The 14,018-nt window shown below is 61.0% G+C and carries 16 protein-coding genes; 4 read left to right on the top strand and 12 right to left on the bottom strand.

Annotated features, from left to right (window positions below):
• Window positions 1-200: 200 nt before the first annotated feature.
• From FF124_RS01165 to pgi, 3 genes are all read left to right on the top strand, one after another.
• Complete coding sequence (locus FF124_RS01165; RefSeq protein ID WP_138746644.1) at window positions 201-446, top strand: hypothetical protein; 246 nt, start codon at window positions 201-203, stop codon at window positions 444-446.
• A 35-nt stretch (window positions 447-481) separates the two neighbouring features.
• A complete protein-coding gene (locus FF124_RS01160) occupies window positions 482-886 on the top strand; it encodes a hypothetical protein (protein WP_138746643.1) in 405 nt (134 codons plus the stop codon).
• Window positions 887-1,128: 242 nt separating this feature from the next.
• Window positions 1,129-2,754 carry a glucose-6-phosphate isomerase gene (pgi, locus tag FF124_RS01155; protein ID WP_138746642.1) on the top strand — a complete coding sequence of 542 codons (1,626 nt, stop codon included), beginning with the start codon at window positions 1,129-1,131 and terminating at the stop codon, window positions 2,752-2,754.
• A gap of 89 nt (window positions 2,755-2,843) precedes the next feature.
• Here the strand turns inward: pgi and FF124_RS01150 are convergent, their stop codons facing one another.
• The 7 genes from FF124_RS01150 to FF124_RS01120 all read right to left on the bottom strand — a co-directional run bounded on the left by FF124_RS01150 (window position 2,844) and on the right by FF124_RS01120 (window position 7,353).
• Window positions 2,844-3,080: a hypothetical protein gene (locus FF124_RS01150; RefSeq protein WP_138746641.1), complete on the bottom strand. Its 237-nt coding sequence runs from the start codon at window positions 3,078-3,080 to the stop codon at window positions 2,844-2,846.
• Window positions 3,081-3,229: 149 nt separating this feature from the next.
• Window positions 3,230-3,460, bottom strand: a complete 231-nt coding sequence (locus FF124_RS01145) for a hypothetical protein (protein WP_138746640.1) — start codon at window positions 3,458-3,460, stop codon at window positions 3,230-3,232.
• A gap of 153 nt (window positions 3,461-3,613) precedes the next feature.
• Complete coding sequence (locus FF124_RS01140) at window positions 3,614-3,844, bottom strand: hypothetical protein (protein ID WP_138746639.1); 231 nt, start codon at window positions 3,842-3,844, stop codon at window positions 3,614-3,616.
• A gap of 307 nt (window positions 3,845-4,151) precedes the next feature.
• The gene (tal, locus tag FF124_RS01135; protein ID WP_138746638.1) at window positions 4,152-5,108 is read right to left on the bottom strand and encodes a transaldolase; all 957 of its coding nucleotides are present in this window, start codon (window positions 5,106-5,108) and stop codon (window positions 4,152-4,154) included.
• A 318-nt stretch (window positions 5,109-5,426) separates the two neighbouring features.
• A complete protein-coding gene (locus FF124_RS01130; RefSeq protein ID WP_138746637.1) occupies window positions 5,427-5,834 on the bottom strand; it encodes a hypothetical protein in 408 nt (135 codons plus the stop codon).
• Window positions 5,835-5,901: 67 nt separating this feature from the next.
• The gene (locus tag FF124_RS01125; protein ID WP_138746636.1) at window positions 5,902-6,786 is read right to left on the bottom strand and encodes a methylated-DNA--[protein]-cysteine S-methyltransferase; all 885 of its coding nucleotides are present in this window, start codon (window positions 6,784-6,786) and stop codon (window positions 5,902-5,904) included.
• A 75-nt stretch (window positions 6,787-6,861) separates the two neighbouring features.
• Window positions 6,862-7,353: a DUF2244 domain-containing protein gene (locus tag FF124_RS01120; protein WP_138746635.1), complete on the bottom strand. Its 492-nt coding sequence runs from the start codon at window positions 7,351-7,353 to the stop codon at window positions 6,862-6,864.
• 21 nt (window positions 7,354-7,374) lie between these two features.
• Between FF124_RS01120 and nth the strand changes: the two genes are divergently transcribed.
• Window positions 7,375-8,127 (top strand): endonuclease III, encoded by a 753-nt coding sequence (gene nth, locus FF124_RS01115; RefSeq protein ID WP_138746634.1) that lies wholly within the window; start codon window positions 7,375-7,377, stop codon window positions 8,125-8,127.
• Window positions 8,128-8,137: 10 nt separating this feature from the next.
• Here the strand turns inward: nth and FF124_RS01110 are convergent, their stop codons facing one another.
• The 5 genes from FF124_RS01110 to FF124_RS01090 form a co-directional block, all read right to left on the bottom strand.
• A complete protein-coding gene (locus tag FF124_RS01110; protein ID WP_138746633.1) occupies window positions 8,138-8,995 on the bottom strand; it encodes a D-amino-acid transaminase in 858 nt (285 codons plus the stop codon).
• A gap of 111 nt (window positions 8,996-9,106) precedes the next feature.
• Window positions 9,107-9,811 carry a sulfate transporter family protein gene (locus tag FF124_RS01105; RefSeq protein WP_138746632.1) on the bottom strand — a complete coding sequence of 235 codons (705 nt, stop codon included), beginning with the start codon at window positions 9,809-9,811 and terminating at the stop codon, window positions 9,107-9,109.
• A gap of 168 nt (window positions 9,812-9,979) precedes the next feature.
• Window positions 9,980-10,522: a hypothetical protein gene (locus FF124_RS01100; protein WP_138746631.1), complete on the bottom strand. Its 543-nt coding sequence runs from the start codon at window positions 10,520-10,522 to the stop codon at window positions 9,980-9,982.
• 250 nt (window positions 10,523-10,772) lie between these two features.
• Complete coding sequence (locus FF124_RS01095) at window positions 10,773-12,941, bottom strand: malate synthase G (RefSeq protein WP_138746630.1); 2,169 nt, start codon at window positions 12,939-12,941, stop codon at window positions 10,773-10,775.
• A 112-nt stretch (window positions 12,942-13,053) separates the two neighbouring features.
• Window positions 13,054-13,959, bottom strand: a complete 906-nt coding sequence (locus FF124_RS01090) for a LysR family transcriptional regulator (protein WP_138746629.1) — start codon at window positions 13,957-13,959, stop codon at window positions 13,054-13,056.
• Window positions 13,960-14,018 lie beyond the last annotated feature (59 nt).

Here is a 14,018-nt window from a genome sequence, read left to right as displayed (position 1 = left end):
CCTGGCCAAACGTTCCCGCGGCGACCGAACGCGTATTGCAGGCATTTCCTAAAGACAGCCCCTGCCTTGCCAGACGGCGGCGTCATCCTGACGGTCTCATAATCACATTTAGACCAGAAATGAAGCGTGTCCGTCCTGTGGCATTTTGGCACAAGGCCGCATTCGCGTCACCTTGCCGCCATGATTTTTGCGCGTGTTGCGTGAAAAATGCCACGAAAATTGGCAATCATCAGGAAACGCCTTGCTGGATTGCTGTGCTTGAGGCGGTTTTCATTGATTTCGCTCAACCGATCTTCGGCGATGGCGCGCCGGAATTGCCGCGCCGCAGCATGGCCTTTGCGGCTTCTTCACCATTTACCTTCCAAGACCGCCAAAATGGCGGAACAGACCGGCATTTCAGGAGTTGCATTATTAAGACAATGTATGCGACAATACGCCACATGTGACAAACTGCGCACAACCGTTTCGAGGAGGAGACGAGATGTCAGGCCTGTTTTTCTTTCCCTATGTGACGAGCGCCATCGGCGTGTTGCTGGGGGTTTATCTGACTAATGAACTGCGCGAGTATGACCGCCGGGACTATTTCCTGCGTGCCTGCTTCATCTTCGTGATCAATCTGGTGATTTCCTACCTTCTGGAATACGCCTTCCCGCGCGAGGCCATCGGCAGCGAGGGCATGGCGCTCTCGACCGCCTATTACATGGGCCTGTCGATCTACGCCGTGGTTCCGGGGCTCGCCTTCGGTCGCTTCACCGCGTTTCGCGCCCGCAATATGGGCCACGACAAGTCGGTCGCCTATTGGAGCGCGATCCCCTTCGTGTTCATCTATTTCATGCTGGTCGCTCACAAGCGCGAGCATCATGCCTCGCCGCGCACCGCCGGCTGAGCAAGAAGACGGACTGCCATACCGACCGCGCGCCATTCGGCGCGCGGTTTTCTGTTTGAGGCGTCGCACGATGACAGGGATGTCTGGGTAATTCGCATTCCGGCGGTTGATTTTCAGGCCCCGCCCGCCTTCAATGTCAAAAAAGCGTTCGATTTCGTCGGCATGATTGAACACAATCATATTCAATCGTTTTAAAATGGCGCTATAAGCGTATCTCCAAGTCTTTTCAGGGAGCCATCGACATGAATGCCCTCATCAATGCCCTCAAGGATACTGCGGCGCGCACCGACGCCACGGATCTGCGCGCGGCCTTTGCCGCCGATGCGGCCCGGTTTGACCGGTTCAGCCTCCGGTTTGAAGACCTGCTCATGGATTTCTCCAAGATCGCCGTCAATGACGAGGTCCTGTCCGGGCTCGTCAAGCTTGCCGGGGAAAAGGGCGTCGAGGAAAAGCGCGCGGCGATGTTTGCCGGTGAGAAGATCAACATCACCGAAGACCGTGCCGTCCTGCACACCGCGCTGCGTAACCGCGCCAATACGCCGATAATGGTCGACGGCGAGGATGTCATGCCCGCCGTCAACGAAGTGCTCGATGCGATGGGCGATTTCTCAGAGGGCATCCGCTCCGGCTCCATCAAGGGCGCCACCGGCAAGGCCTTCACCGATGTGGTCAATATCGGCATCGGCGGATCGGACCTCGGCCCGGCCATGACCACGCTCGCGCTCGCGCCCTATCATGACGGCCCGCGGCTTCACTACGTCTCCAACATCGACGGCGCCCATATCGCCGATACGATTGCCGGGCTCGATCCGGAAACGACGTTGTTCATCGTCGCCTCCAAGACGTTTACCACGATCGAGACCATGACCAACGCCAAGACGGCGCGCAAGTTCATTGCCGGCGCGCTCGGCGAAGACGCGGTCGGCCATCATTTCTCAGCCGTTTCGACAGCCCTCGACAAGGTCGCCGATTTCGGCATCGATCCGTCGCGCGTCTTCGGCTTCTGGGACTGGGTCGGCGGCCGCTACTCGATCTGGTCGGCGATCGGCCTGCCGCTGATGATCGCGATCGGGGCGAAGAATTTCGGCGCATTTCTCGACGGCGCCCATGCAATGGACAGGCATTTCCAGGAGGCGCCGGTCACGGAGAACCTGCCCTTCATGCTCGGCCTCATCGGCTATTACCAGCGCGTCGTGCTCGGCTATCCCTCGCGCGCCGTCATTCCCTATGACCAGCGCATGTCGCGCTTTGCCGCTTACCTGCAGCAGCTCGACATGGAGAGCAACGGCAAGTCGGTGACCGTGGGATCTGAGGAAGTGACGACGCCGACCGGGCCGATCGTCTGGGGCGAACCCGGCACAAACGGTCAGCACGCCTTCTTCCAGCTCCTGCACCAGGGCACCAACATCATCCCGATCGAATTCATGATCGCCGCCAATGGTCACGAGACGGATCTGCGCCACCAGCATCAGCTCTTGATGGCCAATTGCCTGGCCCAGTCGGAGGCGCTGATGAAGGGGCGGACGCTGGAAGAGGCGAAAGCCCAGCTTCTCGACAAGGGGATGGACGAAGCGACGGCCGAGAAGATCGCGCCGCACCGCGTCTTTTCCGGCAACCGGCCGTCAATCACCTTCGTTTACGATGCGCTGACGCCCTATGCGCTCGGCCGGATGATCGCGCTTTACGAACACCGCGTCTTCGTCGAGGGCGTGCTCTTCGGCATCAATTCTTTCGACCAGTGGGGCGTCGAGCTCGGCAAGGAACTGGCGACCGGTCTTCTGCCGGTGGTCTCGGGCAGCGAGAGTGCCGAAGGGCACGATTCCTCGACGAAGGGCCTTGTCGCCGCGCTTCTGGCCGCGGCCAACTGACTTCAGCTTTTCAGGCACAAGAAAAGGGCGGCCGCTGATTGCGGTCGCCCTTTCTGCTTCGCCCAGGAAAGAGAAAACGAGGGAAGCGGTCAGTTGCTGCTTTCGCGAACCTGATCGACGAGGTCGAGCTTGCCGTCTTCGCCGACGCGGAAATAGTTCTGGTAGCGGTCGCCGAACTTGCCGGTCGATTCGATGGTGACCGTGCTGCCGACGGGCGCTTTTTCGAACGTGCCGGTGTCCGGAACGGCGGACGGCTGCAGCGCAAAGGCGGCCGGAGCGGCGGCGAGAACGGAAACGAGGGCGGCGGATGCGAAGATCTTCTTCATGATAGTCTCCTTGATGGTTCTTGTGTGGGTTGTTTGATCTGCCCGGTCCAAAGCAGTCGGAGGCCTTCCCGGTCTCGAGGCTGTTTGGATTTCGGGCGCCGGGAGACGAAGGACGATTGTCCCTCGCTCTTTACTCCCGGGATATCTGGTTAGTTCGTGCGGTACTGATCGACGAATTCGAGTTCGCCGTCTTCGCCGACGCGGAAGTAGTTATCGTAGCGATTGCCGAACTTGCCGGTCGTCTCGATGGTGACCGTGCTGCCGACAGGGGCCTTGGTGACCTTGCCGGTATCCGGGATGGCCGAGGGCTGGATCGCGAAGGCGGCAGGCGCTGCGGCGAGTGCGGAAACGAGGGCGACGGATGCAAAAATCTTGTTCATGACAGTCTCCTGACTGAATTTTACTGGTGGGCCAGATGTAGGTTTAATCAATTGATTAACAAGAGGGCGGAAGCTGGGAGAGGTGGTTTTTTTTGGCTCTCCGGCGCGTTGCCGCTGAAGTCTAGCGCCGCCGGCCTCCTGTCTCTCGCAAAATCAGTTGGCCGAATCCTGGAAGACGAAATCGAGCTCGCCGTCTTCGCCGACGCGGAAATAGTTCTGGTAGCGGTTGCCGAACTTGCCGGTCGTTTCGATGGTGACCGTGCTGCCGACAGGGGCCTTGGTGAAGGTGCCGGTGTCCGGAATGGCAGACGGCTGCAGCGCGAAGGCGGCCGGAGCCGAAGCCAGAATGGAAACAAGGGCTGCGGATGCGATAAACTTGGTCATGGTGATGAACTCCTGTGTCATCATTGTTGCGTTCGATGACCGGGAATTAGGATTTAATCAATCGATCAACAAGTCCACAAAAACGAACCGCAGCGTTGCAGAAACATTGACGCTAAGGGGCTTGAAATGCGGTCGCCAGAGACGGGGCGAGCAGCCGAAGAGCCAGGAAAATGATAATTATGAAAATAAATTCAATTAGATATTTGGTGCGCGCCAGACCGTGACCAAGAAGCGAGAAAACGGCCAAAACAGAAAACCCGGCCGCAAGGGCCGGGTCCAAATTTTAAGCGGTCTGACGTTTTCGTGATCAGGCGTCGAGTTCTTTCGCCACGCGCGTGCGCAGTTTTCCGAGGTCGGCGGCGAAGTTGCGGATGCCTTCGGCGAGCTTTTCGGTGGCCATCGCGTCCTCGTTCATCATCCAGCGGAAGGTCTGCTCGTCCATCTCGACCTTGGGCTCCGGCACGAAGGCGTCCGGCGAGAGCTTGCGCTCCAGCTTGCCCTGGTCGGCCTCGAGCTCTTCGAGCAGGTTCGGCGAGATCGTCAGCCGGTCGCATCCGGCAAGGCCTTCGATTTCCCCGGTGTTGCGGAAGGAGGCGCCCATGACCACGGTCTTGATGCCGTTGGACTTGTAGTAATTGTAGATCGACCGCACCGACAGGACGCCCGGATCGGTCTCGGCGGTGTAGTCCTCGCCGGTGGCCTTCTTGTACCAGTCAAGGATACGGCCGACAAAGGGCGAAATCAGGAAGGCGCCGGCATCGGCGCAGGCGATCGCCTGGCACTTGGAGAACAGGAGCGTCAGGTTGCAGTCGATGCCTTCCTTCTGCAGCACTTCGCAGGCGCGGATGCCTTCCCAGGTCGAAGCGAGCTTGATCAGGATGCGCTCGCGACCGATGCCGCGTTCCTCGTAAGCCGCGATGATTTCATGCGCCTTCTTGATCGAGCCTTCGGTGTTGAACGACAGGTCGGCATCCACTTCGGTGGACACACGGCCCGGCACCAGATCGACGAGCGCCGCGCCGACATCGATCGCCAGGCGGCTGGCAACGGCATCGACAACAGCATCGCGGTCGCCCGACTGGGACTTGCCCCATTTGATGGCGGCGGCGAACTGCTCGTCGAACATGTCCGTCGACAGTGCCTTGAGCACGATGCTGGGGTTGGTCGTGCAGTCGACCGGCTTGATCTTGGCGACGGCCTTGATGTCGCCGGTATCGGCGACGACCGTTGTCATCTCGCGCAATTGGTCAAGTTTGGAAGCCATGATCCTCATCCTTCGTTTTCCGGGTTCGCGGCGGAAAGGCCTGCGAACCGCTCTCGATTTCTTAAGCCGGACAGCATTCGCGCCTTTTCGGCGTCGTCTGCTGCAAAGGCTAACGCGCCGCGGTGATCTTTCAATGACTGTTGGCAAACATCGGCGCCGGACGCAAGCGCCGACATCCGCTGTAATTCGCCCGCGACTATCGCAAGGCGCTGCTTCGCAAGTCAAGGTAAGATATCAATCGATTTAGACAAGGATTTGACCGGTCGCAAACAGTCCGAGAAAAATGCAGGGTCGCCGGGAAGGATCGTCAAGACCCGTTCAGCGCCGGGTAAAGCTCTTGACCGCCCTCCCGGCAGCGCCGGCGAGCCGGCGCCCGGCAACCCATAGCGCATAGATGATCGGAACATAGACCAAGACCGCCACCGCCGCTGCGGCCAAAGCGCCAAGAAGGCCGATAAACGGGGCACTCCCGAGACGGGAGAGCGAAGCCATAGCCAGAACCAGCGGAATGGAGGGAAGCAGCGGAAAATTGTAGAATATGGCTTTCGGCAATCGCAATGCCGCGTCCGGGCCGCACTCGACGTAGAGAAAAAGCGCATCTTGCCAATAACAACCCGATCGTTGTTCCGGCGCCGAGACGTGCGACAACCCGAGGCCGGCGACAATGCTCAATCCGATTGCCGCAATGTAGAAGACGCCAAGGATCAGCACTATCTTTTTCGGCATTTAGGCTCTCAACGGCACCTAGCCGGGCTGGCGGGCAGGGAAATCCTATCATGGCGCTCCTGCCTCGTCACGCCTTGCCCGCCTCCCAGCCCAGCATGGCGCGCTTGCGCGTCAGGCCCCAGTGATAACCGGTGAGCGCGCCGGACTTGCCGAGCGCGCGGTGGCAGGGCACGACGAAGGAGACCGGATTGCGGCCGATCGCGGCCCCCACGGCGCGGGAAGCCTTCGGACGACCGATCTCGCAGGCGATCTCGGAATAGGTCTTGGCCTTGCCGAAGGGGATCTTCAGAAGACTTTCCCAGACCTGGACCTGAAAGTCCGTGCCGATGAGCACGACCTTGAGCGGCCGGTCCGCCGCCCATTCGGCCGGATCGAAAATGCGGCGGGCATAGGCTTCCGTCATCGGCTCGTCCTCGACATAGCGCGCCTCGGGCCAGCGCGCGGTCATGTCCGCAAGCGCAGCTTTCTCCTCGCCCGGATCGGCAAAGGCGACGCCGGCCAGCCCGCGCTCCGTCGCCATCACCAGCGCCTTGCCGAAGGGGGAGGAGTGAAAGCCATAGCGGATGACGAGCCCGCCGCCGCCTGCCTTCCATTCGCCGGGCGACATCGATTCATGCGTCACGAACAGGTCGTGCAGCCGGCCCGGTCCGGAAAGCCCGAGCTCGTAGGAGGTGTCCAGCAGCGGCAGCTTTTCCTCGCCGAGCAGGCGCTTGGCGTGGTCGAGCGTGATTGCCTGGAGAAAGGCCTTGGGCGAAAGCCCCGCCCAGCGGGTAAAGGTCTTCTGCAGACTGGTCGGCGACATGTCGAGCCGCCGCGCGATTGTCTCGAGCCCCGGCTGTTCGCGGTACTCTTCGCTGATCATCGCGATGACCTTGCGCACGACGTCATAGTCCGCGCCTGAGGGCGTTATCTCGATGGGCTCTTCGGTCATGGTTTCAAGAATGGCGTTCATCGTCATGGCCTCCTTCGGAAGATGAAGGAAACACGCTTCGGCGTCACGCCGCCACCCGAAACTTGCGCATTGCGCTCAAATGCGCTGTTTCACGGTTGCCAGAGCCTGTTTGAAGGCGGCGGCGAAGCTCTCCCGGTCGTCCGGATTGAGAAAGGCGCCGATCTCGAGCCGTTCATCGCGGCTCAAGAGCCGCATGCCGGTAATGCCGAATTCGTCGTGACGGTCGACGGCAAACCGCGTCCAGAACGGATTGAAATGGGTCTCGCTCATCCGTCCCGAGGGCGTGATCTTGCGCACGGAAACGGAAAGCCTGGAGACGGACACATGTTCGCGCACCCTTGCCGACCGGTAGGACAGCCGGAATGCGATGTAGAGCGCGACAAAGGCAAGGCCGCAGTAAAGCGCGATCGGCCAGGCCCCATGGGCGGCGAACCACAGCGCATTCGGGAAAAAGCCGAGCGCGGCAATGGCGATCAGCACGCGAAAACCCTTGCGCCCCAAAGAGCGATGGGGGAAAAGTTCAGCCGAAAACACCGGCCGGTCCTCAAACGCATTCACATCGGTCATAGCGTCAGCGATCAAAAGAAAATGACAAAAGCCAAGCCACAAGTGAGCACCCAAAGGGCGAAAAAGTCAAATCCGGCGTCCGCCGGCAAGCGCCCGCCTGCCCGCACGGCCTATTCCAAGGACGAAATCCGCGAGATCTTCCGCCGGTTTTCGGTGCAGCGGCCGGAACCGAAGGGCGAGCTTGAGCATACCAATCCCTTCACCCTTCTGGTGGCCGTGGTGCTGTCGGCCCAGGCGACGGATGTCGGCGTCAACAAGGCGACGAAAGCGCTGTTTGCCGTGGCCGACACGCCGGAAAAGATGGCGGCACTCGGCGAGGAGAAGCTTGCCTCCTATATCCGCACCATCGGGCTTTATCGCAACAAGGCGAAGAACGTGATTGCGCTCAGCGAGCGGTTGATCGCCGATTTCGGCAGCGCCGTGCCGAAGACCCGCGAAGAACTCGTCAGCCTTCCCGGCGTCGGTCGCAAGACCGCGAATGTGGTGATGTCGATGGCCTTCGGCGAGGCGACGATCGCGGTCGACACCCACATCTTCCGCATCGCCAATCGCATCGGCCTTGCGCCGGGCAAGACGCCGGATGAGGTGGAGGCGAAGCTCGAAAAGATCATTCCGCCCGACTACCTCTTCCACGCCCACCACTGGCTGATCCTGCACGGCCGCTATGTCTGCAAGGCCCGCAAACCCGATTGCCCCGCCTGCGTCATCGCCGACATCTGCAAGGCGGCGGAAAAGACCTCGGAGATGCCTGCGCCGCTGGCGCCGTTGGCGTGATCGTCGATAATCAGATCGCGTTCGCCCGGCGGTCTTCGATATAGAGCTCCCGCAGTTTCAGGCTGATTTGGCCCGGCTTGCCATCGCCGATCTTCTCGCCGTCAATGGCGACGACGGGCGTGACGAAATTGCTGGCGGAGGTGTAGAAGGCTTCCTTGGCGGCCTTGACCTCATCGACGGAAAAGGGGCGCTCTTCCACCTTGAAGCCGTTGCGGGCGGCGATCTCCAGCGCCGAGGCGCGGGTGATGCCCGGAAGGACCACGCGCGACAGCGGGCGGGTGACGATGACATCGTCGGCGGTGACGATATAGGCGGTGGCGGAGGTCTGTTCGGTGACGAAACCGTCCTTCACCAGCCAGGCATCGTCCGCGCCCTTGTCATGGGCTTCCATCTTGGCAAGGCTCGGGTAGAGAAGTTGGACCGTCTTGATGTCGCAGCGCCCCCAGCGCAGGTCCTCGAGCGTGACCACGGTAATGCCCTTCTTCGCCGAGGCCGATTCGATGACCTTCTTCTTCTGGGTGAACATGGAGAAGGTTGGCTCCATGTCCTTTTCGAACATGAAGTCGCGATCGCCGGGATTGCCGCGCGAGACCTGGAGATAGATCAGGCCTTCGCGCATGTCGTTGCGTTCGGCGATCTGCCGGTGTAGCGCGAGCAGGCCGTCGTCATCGACGGGCAGTTTTATGCCGATCGCATCGGTGGAGCGTTTCAGGCGCGCGGCATGGCCGGGGTAATCCAGAAGCTTGCCGTCGAGCACGCAGGTGACCTCGTAGATCGCGTCGGCAAAGACATAGCCGCGGTCGAAGATCGACACTTTGGCTTCTGTCTCCGGCAGCCATTCCCCGTTCAGATAAACGATGCGCCCCATTTTCAAGCTCCTGTTCGCCCTTTTCACCATGAAACGGTCATAACCTTGGCGGGTCTTCGATTCAAGGCCGTATTCTTCGTCGTTCATTGCGGAAAATATGATTTCCGCGCATCAAACCACTGCGCTCTCCCGCATTCGCCTGACGATGTGTATCATGAAGGCGGTGGCAAACAACGGCGTCGCCAGATTGACGATCGGGATCGCAACGAAACCGGCGACGACGAGGCCGGCGAGAAACACGGTGAGGCCTCTTTCGCGCCGGAATGCGCGCGCGGCCTCGGGGCTCATGAAACGCATCGCCGCGAATTCGAAGAACTCCCGGCCAAGGAGATAGCCGTTGACCAGGAAGAAGGCGACCAGATTGACGCCGGGGACGAACAGTAACAGCAGGGCAAGTATATTGCCGAGAATGACGATGCCGAGAAATTTCAGCGCTTCCTTCATCGCCGTCAAAACCGGCAGGGCGGTGCCGGGCGGATCGTCCGGGTAGTGCAGGCGTTCGATATGCTCGGCCGCGTCATCGAGAAAGATGCCGGCGACAAAGGCGGAGACCGGCGCCATCAGCAGCGCAAGCCCGAGCGCCAGGCCGACGGCGGCGAAGATCAGCAGCACGAAGGTGATCCAGCCCGTCCATTCCGGCATCGTTGGAAACAAATTGGCGAGAAAGGGGAAGGCGAGCCAGAGGAACAGAGAGCGGATGGCAAACCACAGCGCGACGAGGCAGAGCAGGGAAAGGCCCAGCACCTTCCACAGGATGCCGCGCATCTTGGGGTCGATCAGGTCCAGAAGCGCTTGTCGCGCCGCAGTCAAAAGCATCGGCAGCTCCCCGGTCTCGCGCCCGCCGCCGGGCGCTTCCCTCTCGATTTAGGTCACCGGCAGCCGCCCTGCAAGCGCCCGCTTGGAGCGCCGTATGTTCATCCAGCGTTGAAAGGAGCGCCTGCATCGCGAAAACCGGACGTTCGCGATGCAGGCGCTGGCCGTTTGTCAGGAGCCGGAGCCCGGCTGCTGCTGCTGGGAAAGCCAGTCAAGGCTGGCGTGGAGCCCGGTCAGGTCGGCGGTCGCCACCTCCTGGGTGTCGGGGCCCAGATAGCTGACCATGATCTCGTCGCGACCGACGCGGGCGGCTGCCAGCACCGGCTGGACGATGGCCTGGTCGCGGGTTACGTAGCCACCCTCGGCGTCGTCCTTCTTCAGATCCTTGACCATAATCGAGACGATGTCATGTCCGTCGACAGCGATCGTGAATACGCCGTCGCGATTGAGCGTCTCCATCCCGGTGATCGTTGGCAGCACCATCATCACCGGCGCATGGGGCTTGTCGGCCTTGACGAAGGAGGGGATCGCGAGCCCGCCGTCATCGGCCGGCATCTGGCTGGTGGTCAGTCGGCAGGTCATCTCACTGTCGCAGGCCGCATTCCACGTGCCTCCGGAATCAAACATTTCCGCGGCCGAGGCAGCGGTCTGAAGAGAGACAACACCAATGACTGTCGCGGCAAGACCCGCATAGACGATTTTACGCATCCTCATAAACGTCTTCCTTTCTGCATGTTGACAGCGAGGGGAGGAAGCCAATGATTCGCGCCAAAATTGTGGCGTGAAATCATGAATAATATTACGGGAATTTAAGAACTTGGCGAAAGCCCCGACGCCTCAGGGTTTTGGTCGTGACAAAACGCCCCAAGATAGGGAAAACAAAATGCCCGGCCGAAGTCGGGCACAATCAAGCCATTGATAAGACGTCATTTTATGCGGGCGCAATGCCGCAAGACCTGCCCTCTCAGGCGGCGTCCTTCGCCTTGCGCTCCAGCCTGCGGGCATGGAGCACCGGTTCCGTATAGCCGTTCGGCTGTTCACGCCCCTTCAGCACCAGGTCCAGCGCCGCCTGGAAAGCGACGGATCCGTCGAAGTCCGCGGCCATGGGCCGGTAGGCGGGGTCGCCCTTGTTCTGACGATCGACCACGGCGGCCATCTTCTTCATGGTCGCGACGATCTGTTCCTCGGTGCAGACGCCGTGGTAGAGCCAGTTGGCCATGTGCTGGGAGGAAATGCGAAGGGTCGCACGGTCCTCCATCAGGCCAATGTCATTGATATCCGGCACCTTGGAGCAGCCGACGCCCTGGTCGATCCAGCGCACGACGTAGCCGAGAATGCCCTGGGCATTATTGTCGAGCTCGGCCTGGACCTCCTCTTCCGACCAGTTCGGACGCACCGCGACGGGAACGGAAAGAATGCTGGTGAGGCTGGCGCGCGGCCGGTCCTTCAGCGTCTCCTGCACCTTTGCAACGTCGACGGCGTGGTAATGCGTGGCGTGCAGCGTGGCCGCCGTCGGGGAGGGGACCCAGGCGGTGTTGGCGCCGGCCTTCGGCTGGCCGATCTTGGCTTCCAGCATGGCCGCCATCAGGTCCGGCATGGCCCACATGCCCTTGCCGATCTGCGCATGGCCGGCAAGGCCGCATTCCAGCCCGATATCGACATTCCAGTCCTCGTAGGCCGCAATCCAGGGGGCCGATTTCATGTCGCCCTTGCGGATCATCGGCCCGGCCTCCATCGAGGTGTGGATCTCGTCGCCGGTGCGGTCGAGGAAGCCGGTATTGATGAAGACGACCCGGTCCTTGGCCGCGCGGATGCATTCCTTGAGGTTGACCGTGGTGCGGCGTTCCTCGTCCATGATGCCCATCTTCATCGTGTTCGGCTTCATGCCGACAATCTTCTCGACCCGCCCGAAAAGCTCGTTGGCGAAGGCGACTTCCTCGGGCCCGTGCATCTTCGGCTTGACCACATACATGGAGCCGGCATGCGAATTCATGTGCCGGCCGCCTTCCCCGATATCGTAGAGCGCGATCAGCGCGGTGATCGCCGCGTCCATGATGCCTTCGGGGACCTCGCGGCCGTCGCGGTCGAGGATCGCCGGGTTGGTCATCAGGTGGCCGACATTGCGGACCAGCATCAGCGAGCGGCCCTTCAGGCTTGCGGGCGTGCCGTCCGGCGCGCTGAAGGTGATGTCGGGGTTCAGCTTGCGCGTAAAGGTCTTGCCGCCCTTGGTAACCTCTTCGGTGAGATCGCCCTTCATCAGGCCGAGCCAGTTGGCATAGGCGAGCACCTTGTCCTCGGCATCGACGGCGGCAACGGAATCCTCGCAGTCCATGATCGCGGTGATCGCCGATTCCAGCACGATATCGTTGATATGGCCGGGATCGGTCTTGCCGATCATGCCATTCGGGTCGACGTCAACGATCACATGAAGGTTGTGGTTGGCGAAGATCAGCCGGAATTCATCGCCGTCCCTGTCATCGAAGCCAGCATACTGGCCGGGATCGGCAAGGCCGGTCTCGCCGGCCGCGGTCTTGATGATCAGCACGCCGTCGCTGTAGCCGAAGCCGGTGACATCGGCCCATTTGCCGGCGGCAAGCGGGATGTTTTCATCGAGAAAGGCCTTGGCCCAGGCGATCACCTTCTCGCCGCGCTTCGGATTGAATGCCGCACCCTTTTCCGCGCCGTCGTCTTCGGCAATCGCATCCGTGCCGTAAAGCGCGTCATAGAGCGAACCCCAGCGCGCATTGGCGGCGTTCAGCGCATAGCGCGCGTTCATCACCGGGACGACAAGCTGGGGGCCGGCAATCGTGGCGATCTCCGGATCGACATTGTCGGTCTCAACCGAGAAATCATCGCCCTCGGGAAGAATGTAGCCGATCTCGCGCAGGAAGGCCTCATAGGCCGCCATGTCGGACGGCGCGCCGTTTTCCTTGTACCAGGCGTCCAGCCGCTCCTGCATCGCGTCGCGGGTTTTCAGAAGGGCGCGGTTCTTCGGCGCAAGCTCGTGCACGATCTCCGAAAAACCGGCGAAAAAGGCCTCGGGGTCGACCCCGGTTTCCGGAAGCACCTTTTCGGTGAGGAAATCATGGAGCGCCTTGTCGAATTGAAGGCCGTGTTTGTCGATGCGAGCCATGGGAAACGCCTTTTCGGATGAATTGTCTGCCGTCACTGTAGCGACGCAGCCGGTAAGGTCAATTCGGCGCGAATTTGAAATATTGTTTCCGAAATGGAGATAATTGAAATATTCACTGCCTGTCGGACGAAAGTCGCGAAAGGTGGTCGGCAAGAATGTCATAGACCACGCGGATGCGCCGGCTGGAATGGAGCTCGCGGTGGGTCACCAGCCAGATCGGCACGGAAATTGGCCTAAAGGCCGGAAACACCGCCTCGAGGTCGGGAAACAGCGCGACATCCTCCTTCAGCAGGAGGCCGATGCCGAGGCCGGCGCGCATCAGCTCCATCACCAGCGTGCCGCTTTCGGTGATCACCGGGAAATTATCGACGGTCAGCGTGATGCCCTCCTCGGCAAATACCGGAAGAAGCTGCTCGCGAAACTCGAAGCCGAAGAACTCCGCCGACTTCAGCTTTTCGATCGTCACCGGTCGGCCGAGACGGTCGAGATAGCGCTTTGACGCATACATCGTCGCCGAGGTGACGCCGACCTGTTTGGCGATCAGTTCCGGCTCGGTCGGGCGCGCATGCCGGATGGCGATATCGGCCTCGCGCCGGATCAGGTCGGAAAGGGCGTTGGAGGTCTTGATGTCGAGCGCGATGCCGGGCGCGGCCTTGCGGATCTTCGCGACCACGGCCGGCAGGTGGTAAGTGGCCATTGCGTTTGTTGCCGCCACACAAACCTCGCCTTCGACGGCCTGGGAATGGCCGGAAGCGGCAAGCGAGATATTGTTGGCGGCATCGTTCATGGTGCGGGCATGAACAAGCAGCTGGCGTCCGGCAGATGTCAGCGTCATCGACCGGGTGCCGCGCTCGAACAGCGTCACGCCGAGACTTTCCTCAAGTCCGGCCACCTGGCGGCTCAGCGTCGGCTGGGTCACCTTCAGCGCCCGCGCTGCTGCGGACAAAGAGCCTTCCTCGGCCGTCGCCAGAAAGGCGCGGACCTGGTTCCAGTCATATCTGACAGCGTCCCATATCATCCATCTGCGTATAGCAGCTCAAGGAATTTAGGCAATTCCCGCATAGTCTGAAAATCTCT

The organism is Martelella lutilitoris, assembly GCF_005924265.1.
GTDB lineage: Bacteria > Pseudomonadota > Alphaproteobacteria > Rhizobiales > Rhizobiaceae > Martelella > Martelella lutilitoris.
This window is presented reverse-complemented; position numbering and strand designations above follow the sequence as displayed.

Excerpts from the sequence above, each read along its gene's own strand:
- FF124_RS01105 (WP_138746632.1), bottom strand. The coding sequence starts at position 9,811 with ATGCTTTTGACTGCGGCGCGACAAGCGCTTCTGGACCTGATCGACCCC.
- FF124_RS01125 (WP_138746636.1), bottom strand. The coding sequence starts at position 6,786 with ATGAACGCCATTCTTGAAACCATGACCGAAGAGCCCATCGAGATAACG.
- FF124_RS01120 (WP_138746635.1), bottom strand. The coding sequence starts at position 7,353 with ATGACCGATGTGAATGCGTTTGAGGACCGGCCGGTGTTTTCGGCTGAA.
- FF124_RS01140 (WP_138746639.1), bottom strand. The coding sequence starts at position 3,844 with ATGACCAAGTTTATCGCATCCGCAGCCCTTGTTTCCATTCTGGCTTCG.
- nth (WP_138746634.1), top strand. The coding sequence starts at position 7,375 with ATGACAAAAGCCAAGCCACAAGTGAGCACCCAAAGGGCGAAAAAGTCA.
- FF124_RS01100 (WP_138746631.1), bottom strand. The coding sequence starts at position 10,522 with ATGAGGATGCGTAAAATCGTCTATGCGGGTCTTGCCGCGACAGTCATT.
- FF124_RS01130 (WP_138746637.1), bottom strand. The coding sequence starts at position 5,834 with ATGCCGAAAAAGATAGTGCTGATCCTTGGCGTCTTCTACATTGCGGCA.
- FF124_RS01145 (WP_138746640.1), bottom strand. The coding sequence starts at position 3,460 with ATGAACAAGATTTTTGCATCCGTCGCCCTCGTTTCCGCACTCGCCGCA.
- FF124_RS01150 (WP_138746641.1), bottom strand. The coding sequence starts at position 3,080 with ATGAAGAAGATCTTCGCATCCGCCGCCCTCGTTTCCGTTCTCGCCGCC.
- FF124_RS01160 (WP_138746643.1), top strand. The coding sequence starts at position 482 with ATGTCAGGCCTGTTTTTCTTTCCCTATGTGACGAGCGCCATCGGCGTG.
- pgi (WP_138746642.1), top strand. The coding sequence starts at position 1,129 with ATGAATGCCCTCATCAATGCCCTCAAGGATACTGCGGCGCGCACCGAC.
- FF124_RS01090 (WP_138746629.1), bottom strand. The coding sequence starts at position 13,959 with ATGATATGGGACGCTGTCAGATATGACTGGAACCAGGTCCGCGCCTTT.
- FF124_RS01095 (WP_138746630.1), bottom strand. The coding sequence starts at position 12,941 with ATGGCTCGCATCGACAAACACGGCCTTCAATTCGACAAGGCGCTCCAT.
- tal (WP_138746638.1), bottom strand. The coding sequence starts at position 5,108 with ATGGCTTCCAAACTTGACCAATTGCGCGAGATGACAACGGTCGTCGCC.
- FF124_RS01110 (WP_138746633.1), bottom strand. The coding sequence starts at position 8,995 with ATGGGGCGCATCGTTTATCTGAACGGGGAATGGCTGCCGGAGACAGAA.